This is a genomic window from Microbacterium sediminis (assembly GCF_004564075.1).
Lineage (GTDB): Bacteria > Actinomycetota > Actinomycetes > Actinomycetales > Microbacteriaceae > Microbacterium > Microbacterium sediminis.
Genome location: NZ_CP038256.1, coordinates 447,654 through 462,906, shown reverse-complemented (window position 1 = coordinate 462,906; position 15,253 = coordinate 447,654). Strand labels below are relative to the sequence as shown.

17 protein-coding genes are annotated in these 15,253 nt (G+C 67.3%); 14 read left to right on the top strand and 3 right to left on the bottom strand.

The genetic code is table 11. The features are described 5' to 3' along the window. Nucleotides 1-59: 59 nt before the first annotated feature. Both E3O41_RS02270 and E3O41_RS02265 read right to left on the bottom strand, forming a co-directional pair. Complete coding sequence (locus E3O41_RS02270) at nt 60-482, bottom strand: hypothetical protein (RefSeq protein WP_067028814.1); 423 nt, start codon at nt 480-482, stop codon at nt 60-62. Nucleotides 483-744: 262 nt separating this feature from the next. Next, on the bottom strand, nt 745-1,062 hold the full coding sequence (locus E3O41_RS02265; protein WP_067028780.1) for an ArsR family transcriptional regulator: 318 nt from the start codon (nt 1,060-1,062) through the stop codon (nt 745-747). Between the two features lie 137 nt (nt 1,063-1,199). On the opposite strand from E3O41_RS02265, the gene E3O41_RS02260 reads away from it, so the two are divergent. From E3O41_RS02260 to E3O41_RS14305, 7 genes are all read left to right on the top strand, one after another. Further along, a complete protein-coding gene (locus E3O41_RS02260; RefSeq protein WP_067028783.1) occupies nt 1,200-1,937 on the top strand; it encodes a hypothetical protein in 738 nt (245 codons plus the stop codon). A gap of 1 nt (nt 1,938) precedes the next feature. Next, nucleotides 1,939-2,550, top strand: a complete 612-nt coding sequence (locus tag E3O41_RS02255; RefSeq protein ID WP_067028787.1) for a M23 family metallopeptidase — start codon at nt 1,939-1,941, stop codon at nt 2,548-2,550. A 19-nt stretch (nt 2,551-2,569) separates the two neighbouring features. Then, complete coding sequence (locus E3O41_RS02250; RefSeq protein ID WP_067028789.1) at nt 2,570-2,869, top strand: hypothetical protein; 300 nt, start codon at nt 2,570-2,572, stop codon at nt 2,867-2,869. Continuing rightward, nucleotides 2,869-4,326, top strand: coding sequence for a hypothetical protein (locus E3O41_RS02245; RefSeq protein WP_135011937.1), 1,458 nt, complete (start codon nt 2,869-2,871; stop codon nt 4,324-4,326). Before E3O41_RS02250 ends, E3O41_RS02245 begins: the two co-directional genes overlap by 1 nt. A 62-nt stretch (nt 4,327-4,388) precedes the next feature. After that, the gene (locus E3O41_RS02240) at nt 4,389-5,816 is read left to right on the top strand and encodes an SCO6880 family protein (protein WP_135011935.1); all 1,428 of its coding nucleotides are present in this window, start codon (nt 4,389-4,391) and stop codon (nt 5,814-5,816) included. Nucleotides 5,817-5,944: 128 nt separating this feature from the next. Continuing rightward, nucleotides 5,945-7,426, top strand: coding sequence for a hypothetical protein (locus tag E3O41_RS02235; protein WP_134746314.1), 1,482 nt, complete (start codon nt 5,945-5,947; stop codon nt 7,424-7,426). Further along, entirely contained in the window at nt 7,416-8,219 is an 804-nt protein-coding gene (locus E3O41_RS14305) for a nucleotide-binding protein (protein ID WP_244927259.1), read from the top strand. The genes E3O41_RS02235 and E3O41_RS14305 overlap by 11 nt, the downstream gene beginning before the upstream one ends. 19 nt (nt 8,220-8,238) lie before the next feature. Here E3O41_RS14305 and E3O41_RS02225 read toward each other — a convergent pair. Then, nucleotides 8,239-9,476, bottom strand: a protein-coding gene (locus tag E3O41_RS02225; RefSeq protein ID WP_244927258.1) for an IS3 family transposase whose coding sequence is annotated in 2 segments (ribosomal slippage) — nt 8,239-9,197 and nt 9,197-9,476 — 1,239 coding nt in all. Because the reading frame shifts where the segments join, the coding sequence is not laid out codon by codon here. 66 nt (nt 9,477-9,542) lie between these two features. Between E3O41_RS02225 and E3O41_RS02220 the strand changes: the two genes are divergently transcribed. From E3O41_RS02220 to E3O41_RS02195, 7 genes are all read left to right on the top strand, one after another. Continuing rightward, nucleotides 9,543-10,001 (top strand): MinD/ParA family ATP-binding protein, encoded by a 459-nt coding sequence (locus E3O41_RS02220; RefSeq protein ID WP_067028572.1) that lies wholly within the window; start codon nt 9,543-9,545, stop codon nt 9,999-10,001. A gap of 11 nt (nt 10,002-10,012) precedes the next feature. Then, nucleotides 10,013-11,863 (top strand): type IV secretory system conjugative DNA transfer family protein, encoded by a 1,851-nt coding sequence (locus E3O41_RS02215; RefSeq protein ID WP_083991092.1) that lies wholly within the window; start codon nt 10,013-10,015, stop codon nt 11,861-11,863. After that, complete coding sequence (locus tag E3O41_RS02210) at nt 11,860-12,252, top strand: hypothetical protein (protein ID WP_067028575.1); 393 nt, start codon at nt 11,860-11,862, stop codon at nt 12,250-12,252. The genes E3O41_RS02215 and E3O41_RS02210 overlap by 4 nt, the downstream gene beginning before the upstream one ends. Next, nucleotides 12,249-12,758 (top strand): hypothetical protein, encoded by a 510-nt coding sequence (locus E3O41_RS14080; protein WP_162303959.1) that lies wholly within the window; start codon nt 12,249-12,251, stop codon nt 12,756-12,758. Before E3O41_RS02210 ends, E3O41_RS14080 begins: the two co-directional genes overlap by 4 nt. Continuing rightward, nucleotides 12,755-13,201: a single-stranded DNA-binding protein gene (locus E3O41_RS14075; protein ID WP_162303958.1), complete on the top strand. Its 447-nt coding sequence runs from the start codon at nt 12,755-12,757 to the stop codon at nt 13,199-13,201. The genes E3O41_RS14080 and E3O41_RS14075 overlap by 4 nt, the downstream gene beginning before the upstream one ends. 126 nt (nt 13,202-13,327) lie before the next feature. Further along, entirely contained in the window at nt 13,328-13,711 is a 384-nt protein-coding gene (locus E3O41_RS02200; RefSeq protein WP_067028583.1) for an ArsR/SmtB family transcription factor, read from the top strand. Then, entirely contained in the window at nt 13,711-14,655 is a 945-nt protein-coding gene (locus E3O41_RS02195) for a cation diffusion facilitator family transporter (RefSeq protein WP_067028586.1), read from the top strand. The genes E3O41_RS02200 and E3O41_RS02195 overlap by 1 nt, the downstream gene beginning before the upstream one ends. Nucleotides 14,656-15,253: the final 598 nt, after the last annotated feature.

Here is a 15,253-nt window from a genome sequence, read left to right as displayed (position 1 = left end):
TTCCATTTCCCTCCGTACCATCCGACCCGTCGCGGCGCACGCATGCGGCGGGCCAGCCGCTATCTGTTCGCCACTTCCTTGTCGAGGAATCGGCTGATCGCCTCAAGCGCCTCCGGGGAGATGTCGCCGAGAGTTCGCGCCGCATACGACTTCACCTTCGCTGCCCGCATCGATCGGACGAGGTCAAGCTGCGCCCTGACCTTTGCCGGCATCGGCGCGTCGCCCCCCTCGGCAATGAACGAAGCGTCGACGTCGAAGAACTCAGCAAGCACTTCGAAGAGCGGGCGGTCTTGCACGTACCGGTGCCCATTGACCATGTACGTCCACCGAGACCGGGACAGGTTGACGCCCCGATCGCGCGCGAACGCGGCGATCTGGGAGTAGGTCGGCTCCGATCCCGTCTCGGCAATGGCGACGTCGAGCAGCAGTCGCAACCGCCTCGCCAGGTCCTCCGCCGCTGCTTTGCTTTCATCCTCTGTCATGTTCCCCTGACCATCCTCCGCCTTCGGGTAAGGCTCGGTCACAACCGTTGAGCACGCCCAACGTCCCCCACGTGAATGCTCACGCTACGTGTTGGGCATGCTCAACTCAACCGTTGCGCGGACCCGGCTCGAGTGCAAGGCTGAGTCGCGCCCACGTTTGAGCATGCTCAACGCGAGCGGTGGATGGACGACATCGCCGAGAGGGGTCGACATGCCAGACGACCGCATGCCAGACCAACGCGGCCAAGATCACGCGAACCGGCTAGAACTCGCCCAGCACCTGCTCCAGTCGCATCACCATCTCGGTGACCTGGGCGTCATCCACGATGTACCGCACGCGCTGTCCGCGCGTCGCGACGTCACGCGGCGGATCCGCGATGATCAAGCCCGCGTCGAGCAGCCTCTCGAGCCCGTTGTAAACGGTCAGTGCTGGAATCTCGAGCGCGTCGGCGATCTCGCCCCTGGTCTGGCCAGGGTTCTTCCGCAGATGACCAATGATGGTCGCCTGCATCATGTTCCCGAGAGCCTTGATCGGATCCTCCGCGTAATCACTGTTCGCGGGGCGGGTGTAACGGGGCACCGCCCCAGTCTGACGCAGGCGAGATTCACTCGTCCATCGAACGGAAGCGAAAAGTGCTTCCCCTTCGCGAGTGTAGTGTTATATGCTTCACTCATGTCAAGGCCAGGAGGACCCGAGGGAAGCGGTGGAGGCAACTGATGTCACACCCCCGAACTCCCGCGCGCCGAGGCCTCGTCTGGGCCATCGTCGGCGGCATCATCGTCGTCGCAGCCGTCGGAACGATCATCCTTTCGGCCGTCACAGCACAGGCGCCAACCGCCGACCCCTCTCCGAGCGGCGGCCCCGGCGAGACGTCCGCCCCGCCCGCGACGGCGCCTCCCACCGGCGATTACGTCGACGAGAGCGCGTCCGAGAAGGGCTGGGCACCCGAGCCGATCACGACCGAACCTGAGACCTACGTACGCGCGGCACTGGCGGCGGCGGCCACATTCGACACCCGGCTGAGCACCCGACCGGAGTGGCTGGCATACCTCGACACATGGTTCACGCCCGATACCCGCTACACATCCGAGGAGGACCGCGAAGAAGATATGCACGCCTCGCAGCTCGAACTGCGCCAGGGCGTCGTGCTCCCCGAGGACGAGTGGAACTCGCTCGCGAACGAGGAAGGGCGGGTGACAGCCGAGGTGCCGGGCGAGATCACCTACGACGACGTTCCGGAAGACGCATCCGGTGACATGCGCATCGGCACCGCCGACGTGGTGCTGACCTTCACCCGGTCCGACGGTTCCGGGAGCGAGACATCGTACGACGAGACCGTGCGCGTGAGCGTCCAGGTGCTGTGCGGCGCGGGCTCGATCCCGACGCGCGAGAGCGCGCAGCAGCCCGGCGACTGCAAGGTCGTCCGCTACTTCTCAGGATCATTGGAGCCCTGACATGGGCGCCCCGGTCGCTGCCGCTGCAGCCCTCGCGAACACGAGGACCGGGCGCAAGATCGTGACAGGGGCGATTCTCCTTCTCGCGCTTTTCGCAGCACTGCTGGCCACACCGCTCATCGCCGTTCCGTTCGCGGTCGCGGGACAGTCGGTTGCCACGACTGTCGAGCGTCGGCCGGCACTCATCACCAACAGCGAGTGGGCATACCCGCTCGCCGGCGGCTACTTCAAAGGACGAGGCTTCGGTTTCAACCCGGTGATCGGATGCAGCTACTGCTCGATCGACCACCAGGGTTACGACATGGCCCAGAGCTGCGGCGCGACGGTGTACGCGGCCGGCCCCGGCGAAGTGATCACCGCCGGTTCGTATCAGGGGTACGGGAACGCCGTCCGCATCGACCACGGCGGCGGGCTCGTGACGCTCTACGGCCACATGCAGTGGGGTTCCCTCCGCGCGTCAGTTGGCGCGACCGTCGCGGCCGGCGCCCCGATCGGGTCGGAAGGCAACACCGGACGCTCGTTCGGCTGCCACCTGCATTTCGAGGTGCAGCGAGACGGAGCCGCCATCGATCCGCAACCGTTCATGGCCGCACTCGGCCTTCAGCTCAAGTGATCAATCGAGGGAGCTAGTCATGCGAGTCACACTCTCCACCCCGGCCGACGTCGACGTCCCCGACATCGAGCCCGATTTCTCGGCGCCCTTCTTCCAGGGCTTCCAGGTCGTCGCGTCCTACATCCTTGCCGGGGCGATGATCGTCGTCCTCATCATGCTGATCATCGCGGGCGCCGCGCTCGCGTTCCGTGGCCTCGCATCGGACCGCGTGCGCACGTGGGCGGGCGAGAACATCCTGTGGATCTTCATCGCCGCCGCCGTGCTGGGCGCTGCAAGCGGCCTGTTCCAGTGGTTCGTCAACTTCGACTTCGGGTTCTGATGTCTCGGCTGCGTGCTGTGCTTATTGGGGCGGCGGTGGGAGCCGGCCTCGCCTTCGCCGCGCTCGCGCCAGCCAACGCAGCCGCGGCATCCGTCGAGGCGGCGCCCACGGCAGCCAACGCGGCCCCGGTGACGGGCGAGCCGTGGTCGTCTCCCGCCTTCCCCGTCGACTGCTACCGCGTCGACGCGCAGATCTCCTGCACGCCGCAGAGCACCGCCGACATCAAGCCTCAGCAGTGCTTCATCAACGTGTTCGTCGACGGCGCCAAGGCAACCGTGTGCACGACCGACGAGCGGCACGTGTCGGCGATCAAAACGAGCGGGGGCAAGCCTCTGCTCGTCGAGTACGGATGCTCGATTGGTGACGTGGTGTGCGTCACGTTCGAGAACGCGGGGCGCGGGATGGCCCTTTCCGCCACCGCGATGATGTTCACGGTCGCGCAGAACATGCGTTTCGACACATCGTCGGTCCTGTGGACGGCATCGACCGGCGAGTGGTCGTTCTGGCAGTGGGCCGTGCTCGCAGTCTTGTTCGGCGCGATGGTGTGGGCGATCGCGGCTGCCGTCATCTCCGGCGACCGAGCCGAACTCGTCGGCGCGGTCATCCGGAGCTTCATAGCGGTGCCCGCCACCGCGCTCACGCTCTGGGCGACCGGTCACGTGCTGAACGCCATCGACGACCTCACCTGGTACGTCATGAACCGCGACGGCCCCTATGGGCTGTTCGCGACGCTGCAGTCCGTGATGTGGGCCGGCGGGCAGGCAAACTACTTCTTCGCCTTCGTCATCCACGGCTTGTTGATGATCGGGATGCTGCTCCTCATGCTCGTGTTCGCGTTCCGCAACATCGTGCTCGCGGCCTTGATCGCGGTGGGGCCGATCGCATGGATGCTGTACCCGGCGCGCGCCGTCGGGCCGCAGTGGGTGGTGCGCTATGTGTCGGCGGTCGTCGTGCTTCTGCTCACTGGCCCGCTCACGATCGGCTTCGTCACGCTCATCATCAACGGCCTCGCAAACGTACGGACGATCTGGGACCCGCAGTCGTGGCCACTTCTGATCGGTCTCGTGCTCGTGGCTTTCGCGCCGTTCGCTGTGTTCGGTCTGTTCAGCTTCATCGGGGCCGTTGCGGCGGACTCGGTCGGCTCCCGGATCGGGTCGGGCGCAGGACGCGCCGCGTCGAACGCCGCACGATCGGTAGCCCGGGTGCCGAGCCGCATCGCCGCGATACCCGCCGGCGCCGGGGCTGGCGCTGGGCGCCACGGCCCCTCGAAGGGCGCTCCGCCGGCGGGACGTGGCCCATCCTCTGGAACGCCCCAGCGATCGCCTGCCGGTCAGAACGGCGAGACAACCTCCACGAAGCCGACAGGTGCCCCCGAGGCAACGCCGACTACATCACCGCAAACGACTGCGCCAGCGGCGGCGGCGCCGCGCACTCACACCGAGAGGACACCGCGATGATGGCGACTCAGAACCTCGACCGTCCTATCCGGCTGCCGCGGCGATCCCGGCAAGGCGTCGTGATGGGGATGGATGCGTGGCAGCTGACGTGCCTCACGGTCGCCGCCGTCACGTTGCTCGTCGGCGTCAACCGCTTCGGCCCTCCCGGCCTGCTCTTCGCCGCGCCGGTGTACCTGCCGATCGGCGTGTTCGCATTCATCACGCTCCACGGCGATTCCGCTCCGCGGCAGGCGGGTCTCTGGCTCATGAAGCAGGTGCGACACATGGTCGGTGCGACGCGGCACGTCTACCGGCCTGAGCGTGCGCAGTTCGCTGGAACACTGGACCTCCCCGGTATCCGCGCCTCGATCCAGCTCTGGGATGTCGACGGGGTCGCGTGCGTGTATAACCCGCATGACCGGGCCGTCTCGGTGACCGCCGAGGTCGAGGTGCAGGGGTTCCTCATGAAGGACGTCGCGGAGCGATACGACCTGGCCCAGCAGTGGTCTCCGGTGCTGGCCTCGTTTACGCAGCGCCCTGGGATCAAGCGGGCCGTGCTGCAGGAGCGCACGATTCCGACGACGATCCGAGCCGCACGCGACCACTACGAGTCCGTCAGTCCCCGCCGCGGGGTGGACGCCGCGTCCCCCGTCGCTCGTAATTACGACGACGTGATCAACAGGTCGGAGTCGTTCGCCGTATCACACCGCAACTACCTGACGTTCACGCTCGACCTCGTCGCCCTCGCCCCGCAGCTCAAGGCGCTCGGCGGGGGCGAGGATGCGGTCAAGGCGCTCGCGCACCTCGAAGCCCGGAACCTGGCCGATGCGTTGAGCGCCGCGCGCATCCACGTGCGGCGGTGGCTGGCGGCGCGGGACGTCGCGGCTCTCGCCCGCGTCGGGTTCGACCCCGAGTTCGCCGCCAACGTCCAGAACCGCGATGAGCGAAGCGCGGGCGTCGACCCGATCGCGATCGGTCCGATGTACCTGGAAGAACCGCGCGGGGCGAACGGCATCGTCTATTCCGACTCGGGCGTGCACACCACTATGTGGATCCACGAGTGGCCGCGGTCGGATGCGGCCATCGGGTTCGTCGAGCCGATCGTGTTCGCACGCATGCCCTCGACCGGCGAGGCGATCACGCACATCCTGTCGATCGTCCTCACGCCGGTCTCCGTCAGGAAGGCGATGCGCCGCATCGAGGACGACAAGAAGGTCTGGCGCGGGAACGAGAAGCTTCGCGCGAAGCGGGGCGTCGACGGATCGGCCGCCGACGCCGCGGACTGGGAGGCCCTTGAACGGCAGGAGGAGGAGATCGTCGCGGGTCACGGCGAGTTCCGGTACGGCGCGTACCTCACCGTGACGGCACGTGATGAGCAGCAGCTCGACCAGGCGATCGCGGGCATGCGCAACGCTCTCGCGCGCGCCGGCATGGAACCGCAGACCCTGTACTGCCAGCAGGCAGAGGCACTGATGGTCAACGCCCTGCCACTCGGGCTGGGGATGAAGTGATGGTCCGCTACGTCGCAGTCTTCGAACCGGACGGTCTCTCGAAGCGTGAGCGGCGCGAGCTACGGCGCGAGGTCGCCCGCACAACGAGCCACGCCGAGCAGCCAAAGCCCAGTCGGCGCGAGCGAGCGTTGCCGGAGCCCGCGGTCCGGGGCGCCTTCGGCCCGGGCCTCGTGCAGGGCGGCTACTGGAATCTCGCGCGCCCCCGCATCCCGGCTCATCAGGCGACATCGCGTCAGATCTCGGGGATCTACCCATTCGTCGCGGATGCCGGCCTCGGGCACCGAGGACCGATTCTCGGTGTCGACCTCAACGCGGATGCCCTCTGGCACTTCTCGCCGTGGGAGGCATATGCCGACGCGACCGACCGCGGCACGTTCTCGACCAACCTGCTGGTGCTCGGCGCGTACCGAGCCGGGAAGTCCGCCACCGTCAAGACGCTCGTGATCCGGTCCCTCGCATTCGGTCATCAGGCGGTGATCCCCTCCGACCCAAAGGGCGAGTGGGTCGCCGTCGCGGAGGCGGTGGCGGGCGGGGTGATCATCCGCATCGGTGGTGGGAGCACCGCGCGACTCAACCCCCTCGACCGCGGGCCGCGGCGCGCGGATTCCGACGACGAGCAGGACGAGAAGATGGTGCGCCAACGCCGCATCACGACGCTCGTGTCCCTTATCGAGATGGCACTCGGTTCCACGAGGCTCACCGCGGTCGAGCACGCCGCGATACACGATGCACTCGAGCGCAGCATCCGCTCGACCGGCGACCGCCCCACGCTACGAGCGGTGTACGAGCACCTCGGCGCGATCATCGAAGACTCCGGCACCGACTTCCGACTCTCGGACGGCGCGGTTCAGCCGCGTTTCGTTCTGCGCCGCTTCGTCGAGGGCGACCTATCCGGGCTGTTCGAGGACGAGTCGACCGTCGCGTTCGACACCGATGCGCCCATCGTCGTCGTCGACACGAGCGAGCTGTTCGCGCGAAGCGAGCTGGTCGCACAGCTCACACAGGTGTGCACGACGGCATGGATCCAGGCGGTCGTCTCCGACCGCTCCGCCAAGCGAACCCGGTACCTGATCCGCGAGGAGGGCTGGCGCGACATGACGTCACTGAGCGCGCTCCAGATGTTCCAGCAGTGGCTCAAGCTCTCGCGCCACTACGGCATCAGCAATGTCATCATCCTGCACAAGATGGGCGACCTGGATGCGGTGGGCGACGCCGGCTCGAAGGAGCGCAACCTCGCCTACTCGATCGTCGGAGACATCGAGAACAAGTTCATCTTCCGCGTTAATCACCAGGAGGCGTCTGCGCTCCGCGAACGCCTCAACATTCCCGCGACGCACGCGGAAGACGCTCGACGCCTGCGCATGGGCGTGTTCCTCGCCTACGTGGGCCAGTACGCGTACGCGGTCGACTGCTTCGCAACCTCGACCCCGTGGGAGTTCGAGCTGTTCGCGACCGACTCTGCCGTGCATCCCGAGCAGGACGTCGACGGGATGCTGACGCCCCTCGACCTCGATGCGCTCGACCACGTCTGGCCTGAGCCTCCCCTCTCCGACATTGGCATCGACGGCTGGCTGTCGCCGGCATGGAAGGAGTCCAGTGATGAGCGTTGACATCGCCCTTCGCGTGTACGCGTCGGTCACGGGACCGACCGCGATCTTCACAACGCCCGAGGGGGTGGGCGAGCCGCTCTCCGCCCCCGCGGGCGAGGACATCCGACAGGTGATCGTGCAGCGTGCTGCCGCCGAGGCGAGGCAGGCAGCCACCGCCGTCGAGCTCGTAACGTTCGGCGATCACGGCGAACACCGGATACTCATCGACTCGGACGGCGGGATTCACCGGGCCAGGTCGCCCGAGCCGGTTAGGTTCACCGAAGCCTCAGAGGGAAAGGAGGTGGGCACCCCGGCTCAGGAGCAGGAGGCGCTCGGATTGGCTGAGGCCCCTGCCCCTGAGCCGCTCGCTCCGGCGCCCCCGACTCGGCGATCCTTCATCGAGGATGCCGACACATCGGTACTCTCTCTGGGCGGGCGAGCGCTGCTCGCGAAGATAGGGCTCGGTCCATCGCGCGCCCAGGCTGAGCGCCTCGCCGGCGAGCGCCTCGTATCGCAGCACTGGGCGGGGTGCCGGACTGCGGCCGTCGTGAACGGCAAAGGCGGCGTCGGCAAGACGATGACGACGGCGATGCTCGCCGCCGTATTCGCACGTCATGGTGGCGGAAATGTGCTGGCGTGGGACAACAACGACACGCGCGGCACCCTGGGGTGGCGCACCGAGCAGGGCCTCTACGACACCACGGTTCGCGACCTGCTGCCCGCCGCATCTCAGCTTCTCGCGCCGACCGCCGAGATCTCGGGCATCGCCCGGTTCGTGCATCATCAGCGTGTCGACCGCTACGACGTCCTCTGAATCGGCCTGACTTTCGTTCCTATCGGGAGGCTTGTCCAGCAGGTGCCGGCTGGCCTGATTCTTGGTCAGCGTAGTACGCCTCCTCAACCTCTGCCGGGGTGCGCATGTCGAGCTCGCCGTGGAGGCGGGAGTTGTTCCACCACCACACCCACTCGAGAGTCGCCAGCTCGACCTGCTCAACCGTTCGCCAGGGGCCGCGCTGACGGATCAGCTCGGTCTTGTAGAGGTTGTTCACGGCCTCCGCCATCGCGTTATCGAACGAGTCGCCAACGGTCCCGGTCGAGGGGACGGCGCCGAGTTCGACGATCCTCTCGGTGTAGACCATCGCGGTGTAATTCGACCCATGATCCGCGTGATGAATGAGTCCGTCGAGACGCCCGCCAACGTTCCAGGCGGCCATGTCGAGGGCCTGCAACGGCAGAATCTCCGAGCGCAGCGTCGCCGCGACGTTCCACCCGACGATGCGCCTCGAATAGACGTCGGTGACGAACGCGACGTAGGCGAAACCACTCCAGGTCGCGACGTAGGTGACGTCGCAGACCCAGAGCCGCCGGGGCGCCGGCGCGGTGAAGCGGCGGTTCACGAGATCACTCGGCAGCACGGTCGTCTTGTCGGGGCGGGTCGTGAACACCCGCTTCGACTTACGGACGCCACGCACCCCAGCGAGCCGCATGAGGCGTTCGGTCTGGTCGCGGCCGACCTGCCACCCCTGCCGACGCATCAGCGCGTGCATCTTCCGCCGCCCGTAGACGCCGTAGTTCTCCGCATGCAGCCGGGCCACCTCTGGGACGAGAAGCTCGTCCTTCAGCTGCCGGGCAGACGGGGCGCGGCCGACGGCGGCGCGATAGCCGCGGGAGGTGAGGAACCCCTGCACTGCCGGGCGCAACACTCGGCAGATGAGCTCGACCCCGAAACGATCCCGATGTTCATCGATGAACCGGATCATCTCGGTCAGGGGCGGTCGAGCTCCTTCGCGAAAAACACGCTCGCAGCCTTGAGGATCTCATTGGCCCTGCGCAGCTCCGCGTTCTCCTTCTGCAGTCGCTTGATCTCCGCCGCCGCATCCGTCGTCAACCCGGGCTTCACCCCGGCGTCGACCTCGTAGCGGCGCTGCCACAACCGCAGCGTCTCCGGGCTCATCCCCAGCAGCCCGGCGACATGCCGGACCGCGCTCATCATCGTCGGATGCGACGGCCGCGTCTCCGCGAGCATCCGCAACGCCCGCTCACGCATCTCCGGCGAGTACTTCCTGTTCATCGTGTTCCATCCTTACTTGAAGAACGGAACGAAAGTCAGGCCGATTCACTCCGATCGAATCCCGAGTTGCTCGCCACGCACCAGCGAATCGAACGGACGGAGTTCGACACCCTTATGTCGGTTGCGGCCCGCTATTACCGACTCGTGTTCTTCGACTCCGGTAACGACGAGTCGGCCGAGCGATGGCTGCGGATGGTCGACTCGTCGTATCAGCTCGTGATTCCGACGCTCGCCGCCCCCGAGCCGGCGGAGTCCGCTGCGCTGCTGCTCGACGCACTTCGCGAGCGCGACGAGCGGTCCCGGGATCTCGCGGACAGCGCGATCGTGGTGGTGACCGAGTCAGAGCCGAGGGGGCCTGCCGCCGCAGAGCGCGTCGCGGACGGGTTTCGTGGCACCGTGCGCGAGGTTCTGCGGATCCCGTTCGACCCGGCCCTGAAGTCCGGCCCCCTGCGGTTCGACAGCCTCCGGCGGGCGACGCAAGATGCTTGGCTGCGCGTCGCGGCCGCCGTCGCGAGCGGGTTCTGAGGGGACACGGGATGAACGGAATACTCGGCAAGGCCGTCGCGGTGGCGATTGCTGTCGTCGTCGTCCTCAGCATCGCCTTCGCCGCGCTCACCGAAGCTATCGTCCGCGTCGCATGTGGGGTGCCGCCAGAGCCAGCATCGTTGTTCTCCGGGCTCTGGCTCGGGATCACCGGCGATCCCGATGGGTATCTACCGATCGCCGGATGCGAGCTTCCTGTTCTCGCGATCCGACTCGTCGACCTCGTGGTTGTCTTCCTCGTCGTGGGTTTGGCCACGTGGGCGTGGGTCACGTACCGCCGCTATCGCCAGTCGGACCAATCGTTCATCACCGACCTCCGGAGCCGTCCCGGGTTCGCCGAGGCATCGGAGATCCGCAAGCACCTCTCAGCGAAGGCGGTACTGAAGCGAGCGAGGCAACTCCGGCCCGACATCAGCCGGCCCCGCGCCACCGATGTGGGCTGGCGGGTCGGAAGCTCCCGCGGGATGGACGTCTTCGTGTCCATCGAGGACTCTGTCGCGCTCGAGGGCCCGCCGCGCTCGGGAAAGGGATACCGCGTACTGATCTCGGCGATCCTCGACTGGTCGGGGCCGCTCATCACGACGTCGACCACGAACGACAACCTCACCGCGACGCTCCGGATGCGCGAGCGCCGCGGGCAGGTGCACGTGTTCGACCCGCAGGGACTCTCCGGCGCGCGGCATCCGCTTCGCGTCTCTCCGATCGCAGGGTGCGAGGACCCCCTGGTCGCCATGCAGCGCGGCGCCGCGGTCATCACCGGCACCGCGCTCGGCGCCTCGAACACCAATGGCGAGTGGGCACAGGCATCCGGGGTCGTCCTCGGGCGTCTTCTGCATGCGGCGGCCGTCGGCAACTGCTCGATCGAAGACCTCTACAACTGGGGCACAAGTCCGATCCTCGCGCGCAGGTCAGCTGTCTCGATCCTCCGTTCGGACGGCGCCCCTGGCTGGGGCGACAACCTCGAAGCGACCCTCGCTTCGGACGACAAGCTCGTCTCGTCGATCTGGTTCGGCGTACAGGGCGCCGTCGCACCGCTCGCCGTCCCGAAGATCCGCGATGCACTCATGCCACGGCCTGGAGAGCCGGTCTTCGATCCGCGCGCGTTCCTCGACGGCGCGAACACGCTCTACCTGATCGGGTCGGCCTCGGGAGCATCGGCGATGGGCGGTTTCCTCGGCGCGATGCTCGACGACATCGTCGAGGTCGCGCGCATTCGCGCCCTGGCATCGCCGGGGTCTCGGTTGCAGCATCCGCTCGGGCTGATCCTGGACGAGATCGTGAACATGTTCCGGTGGGGCAACCTCCCGCGGATCATGGCGGACGGCGGTGGCCGCGGGATCTGCACGTTCGTCGTGCTGCAGGCGCTCTCGCAGGCAGAGACGTCATGGTCGCGTGCCGAGGCCGACACAATCTGGGCGGCCGCGACGGCGAAGGTGTTGCTCGGCGGCGCCTCGCACGTGAACCACCTACGCGATGTCGAGGCCCTGCTCGGAACTCGGCAGACGCGACGGACTCAGCGATCGTGGTCGACGCGAGAAGCAGGGCACTCCACGAGCGAACACCACGAACGACTCGCACTCATGTCAGTCGACGAGATCCGACGGATGCCGCAGAACGTCGGTCTGCTGGCCTACCGCAACCGGCGCGGCGTGCTGCTCGACCTCAGCGGGTGGGACGAGCGGCGCGATGCGCGCGACATCCAGGCGGGGAAGCGGTCCACCGAGGCCGAGCAACAGGGAGTCTTCGCCGAGGCGAGGAGCCCAATCCCCAGCCCGGAACCTGTACCGGCCCCGGAACCGGAGGCGGATCCGGAGGCGGATCCGGAGGCGGTGAGCGAGCCGTGAGCAATCGCCGGAAGACCGGCGCCCGCAACTCGTACCGGGCGGACTTCCTCCGCTCGCCCGCGTGGTTCGCGCGACGCGCGCGCTGGTTCCGCAGGCAGGAGCGGATGCGTCGGTCGCTACTTTGCGCGGGATGCGGACACCCCGCGACCCCCGAACAGCTCGAGCTGCACCACCTCGACTACGCGGGCGTTCGCTTCGCGAGCGGCGCGTGGCGGGCGTTCGAGCGTCACGACGACCTCGTGCCGTTGCATCCGTACTGCCACGACCTTCTCCACCGACTCATCGACCGCGACCGCGTGCTCGCCTATCACCGGGCCCGTCGCGTCGCATCGGCGATCGCGCTGGAGCGCCTCAGGATCAAGCTGCAGAACAGGGAGGCGACCTCGTGAGCGCGTTCGATCCCGGGGACATCGAGGGCCTCATCGCCGCGGAGCTCGCAGGGCTTCCGCGGCTCGGGCACGGCACTGATCCTCTCGGCTCACACCCGGTCGACTGGCGGCACCTGCCGCCGGAGCAGGTCCGAGCCGAGTGGATGGCGCTACGCGAGTGGGTCGAATGGTTCACGGTGCGCTACACCGTGCCGGTCAGTGTGGTTCCCGACTGTTGGTGGAAGCACGGCGCGCTCGTCGAGGAACTCTCCGCCCTCCACGTCGCGCACCTTGCGGCCTTCGACGACAGCGACAGCGGCTTCGGGCCGATCGGATGGCACGAACGCCTCGCGCTCGCGCGCCCCCGCCTTCAGAACGCCGGGGCCGGATGCGCGAGCGGTCACTTCGAACTCAAGCCCCGCTCGTGGGATGCCGCGACCGACGAAGCGGAATGGGACGCGTGGATCACCGAGACCCACGCCGGCCGAGACACCGCCGTGTCTCATCAAGGAAAGGGAGCAGGATGACGACCAAGATCCCGGTCACCATCGAGGGCAACCTCACCGGTGACCCCGAGCATGGCGCCGGCGAGTCGGGCAACGAGTACGCCCGGTTCACCGTCGCCGTCAACGACCGTCGCCTCAACGAGACGACGAACCGGTGGGAGGACGCGGGCACGGTGTTCCACCGCGTCGTCGTGTTCAATCAGCAGTCCCGGCACGTCGCCAATTCGCTCCGCAAGGGCGACTCGGTGATCGTCGCCGGCGACCTCCGCTTCGGCACCTACACCGACAAGGAGACGGGCCAGGCCCGCGAAACTCGCGACATCATCGCCGACAACGTCGGCGCATCGCTCAAGTTCGCGAGCGTTGCGGTCGACCGGGTCCCAAAAGCCACGAGCCCCGCGGCTGACGCCTCGGGGCCTGTGACGGTGCCGGTCTCGCATACCGGCGCCGGGGTTGCTCGCTGAGCCGAACGGACTCGAGCGGGACGAGAGTTAGCGTACTCTCGTCCCGCTCTGAACCCGCCACTGGTTATCGCTCTCAAGAACGTCTCCTCACTAGAACTCATCGCAGATGAGCGTCATCATCGTCACATGACGATGATCGATGTCGAGCCGCCTCGGTTGGACGAAGAGGCAACCGCGGTTTATGCGCACCTGTTCCAAGCGCTCGGGGAGCCCGCCCGGCTGGCGGTCCTGCAGCACCTCGCACGCGGCGAGCACCGCGTGCGCGATCTGGTCGATCACATTGGTCTGGCGCAGTCGACCGTCAGCAAGCACCTGAGCTTCCTGTTGGAATGCCGCCTCGTCGACGTGCGCCCGGACGGCCGATCGTCCTGGTACTCGCTTTCAGAGCCAGCGGCGATCTCGCATCTGATCGCTGCGGCCGAAGACTTGCTCGAAACGACGGGAACCAAAGCGGAGTTGTGCGCGCACCTGCGCCGCCGGGACCCGGCTGATGCGGAAGGTGATCTTTGATGGGCGCGGGACACGACCACGGACCGACCGCAGCGGAGAGCGCGGGACGCCCGGGCGACCACCGCCGGAAGCTCTGGACGGCGTTCGGCATCACCGCGTTCATCGTGGTCGCACAGGCCGTCGGGTCGATCGTCACAGGCAGCCTGGCGTTGCTCACGGACACCGCCCATGCGCTGACCGACGCGTCCGGCTTGCTGGTGGCCCTCGTCGCGGCGACCTTGATGTTGCGGCCCGCGACATCCACGCGCACCTGGGGGTTCCGACGCATCGAGGTGATGGCGGCGCTCGGCCAGGCCACCCTCTTGCTGGGTGTCGGGCTGTACACCGCGATCGAAGGCGTCAAGCGCCTTTTTGAGCCCCCGGAGGTCCCCGCCACTGAGCTGCTTGTGTTCGGCATCGTCGGGCTGACAGCGAACATTGTCGCGATCCTCATCCTCTCGTCGAGCCGCGGGGCGAACTTCAACATGCGCGCCGCGTTCCTGGAGGTCCTCAATGACGCGCTCGGATCCCTCGGAGTGATCGTCGCGGCGATCGTGATCGTCACCACCGGCTTCCAACGGGCCGACGCCCTCGCCGGCCTGTTCATCGCGGCGCTGATCGTGCCACGTGCATTGACCTTGATGCGCGAGACGGCCGGCGTGCTGATGGAGTTCACACCCAAAGGCCTGGACCTGGAAAAGGTGCGTGAGCATATCCTCGAGCTTGATCACGTCAAAGATGTCCATGACGTGCATGCCTCGACGGTCGCCACCGGACTGCCGACGCTCACAGCGCACGTTGTCGTTGAAGACACTTGCTTCACCGACGGGCACGCCGCCGAGGTGCTCCGGGAGGTCAAGGCGTGCGTTGCAGAGCACTTCGAGGTGTCGGTGCCCCACTCGACATTCCAGATCGAGACCGAACACATCAGCGACTACGAAGCCGACACGGTCAAGCACGCGTGAGCACCGCATCGAGCGGGCTCGACGCCATCGGTTCCCGGGCGATCCAAAGACCGCCGTTCTATAGTGAGCGGGATGTCTCGCCCCGCCCCGCCCCGCCCCAGTGCGGTTCTGAGTGAGCGGCTCACGATAACGAGAATCATCACGAGCGTCGTGCTGGTTTTGCTGCTGTTGCTCGGTGCGTGGGGTGCGACCCATCTCGACCCCGAGACTGCGCCAGACAATGCGGCGACGGAAGTCGCGGCTGAGGCATCCGTCATTGCGGTGGAAGATGCGGCGGTTGTGGCGGATGCGAGCGGCGCCGCTGGTTTCGGCCTCGCTGCTTGCCTACTCGGGGCGTTCTGCGGCCTGCTGCTCGTCTTGTCCTTCCTTCGGTTGCGCGGCAGGCACCTGCCCGGGGTGTTGGCAGTCGGATACCGACGCGTCTGGAGACGCCCGATGAGGCCTGCCATGGCGCGTCAACGTACGACGTTGACACTTTCCGAGCTGTCCGTCTCTCGGACCTGACTCACGGCACCGCCTGAGGGGCGGTGATCCGGCGCGCCCTGCCGAGGGGCACGTCGGTGCTGACGTGTCGTGAGTTCTGGATGCTTGGGAGCCC

Bases quoted from the DNA above. Each gene is read 5' to 3' on its own strand.
- E3O41_RS14075 (WP_162303958.1), top strand. From the start codon at position 12,755: ATGACGACCAAGATCCCGGTCACCATCGAGGGCAACCTCACCGGTGAC.
- E3O41_RS14305 (WP_244927259.1), top strand. From the start codon at position 7,416: ATGAGCGTTGACATCGCCCTTCGCGTGTACGCGTCGGTCACGGGACCG.
- E3O41_RS02240 (WP_135011935.1), top strand. From the start codon at position 4,389: ATGGGGATGGATGCGTGGCAGCTGACGTGCCTCACGGTCGCCGCCGTC.
- E3O41_RS02195 (WP_067028586.1), top strand. From the start codon at position 13,711: ATGGGCGCGGGACACGACCACGGACCGACCGCAGCGGAGAGCGCGGGA.
- E3O41_RS02270 (WP_067028814.1), bottom strand. From the start codon at position 482: ATGACAGAGGATGAAAGCAAAGCAGCGGCGGAGGACCTGGCGAGGCGG.
- E3O41_RS02215 (WP_083991092.1), top strand. From the start codon at position 10,013: ATGAACGGAATACTCGGCAAGGCCGTCGCGGTGGCGATTGCTGTCGTC.
- E3O41_RS02250 (WP_067028789.1), top strand. From the start codon at position 2,570: ATGCGAGTCACACTCTCCACCCCGGCCGACGTCGACGTCCCCGACATC.
- E3O41_RS02245 (WP_135011937.1), top strand. From the start codon at position 2,869: ATGTCTCGGCTGCGTGCTGTGCTTATTGGGGCGGCGGTGGGAGCCGGC.
- E3O41_RS02255 (WP_067028787.1), top strand. From the start codon at position 1,939: ATGGGCGCCCCGGTCGCTGCCGCTGCAGCCCTCGCGAACACGAGGACC.
- E3O41_RS02200 (WP_067028583.1), top strand. From the start codon at position 13,328: ATGACGATGATCGATGTCGAGCCGCCTCGGTTGGACGAAGAGGCAACC.
- E3O41_RS02260 (WP_067028783.1), top strand. From the start codon at position 1,200: ATGTCACACCCCCGAACTCCCGCGCGCCGAGGCCTCGTCTGGGCCATC.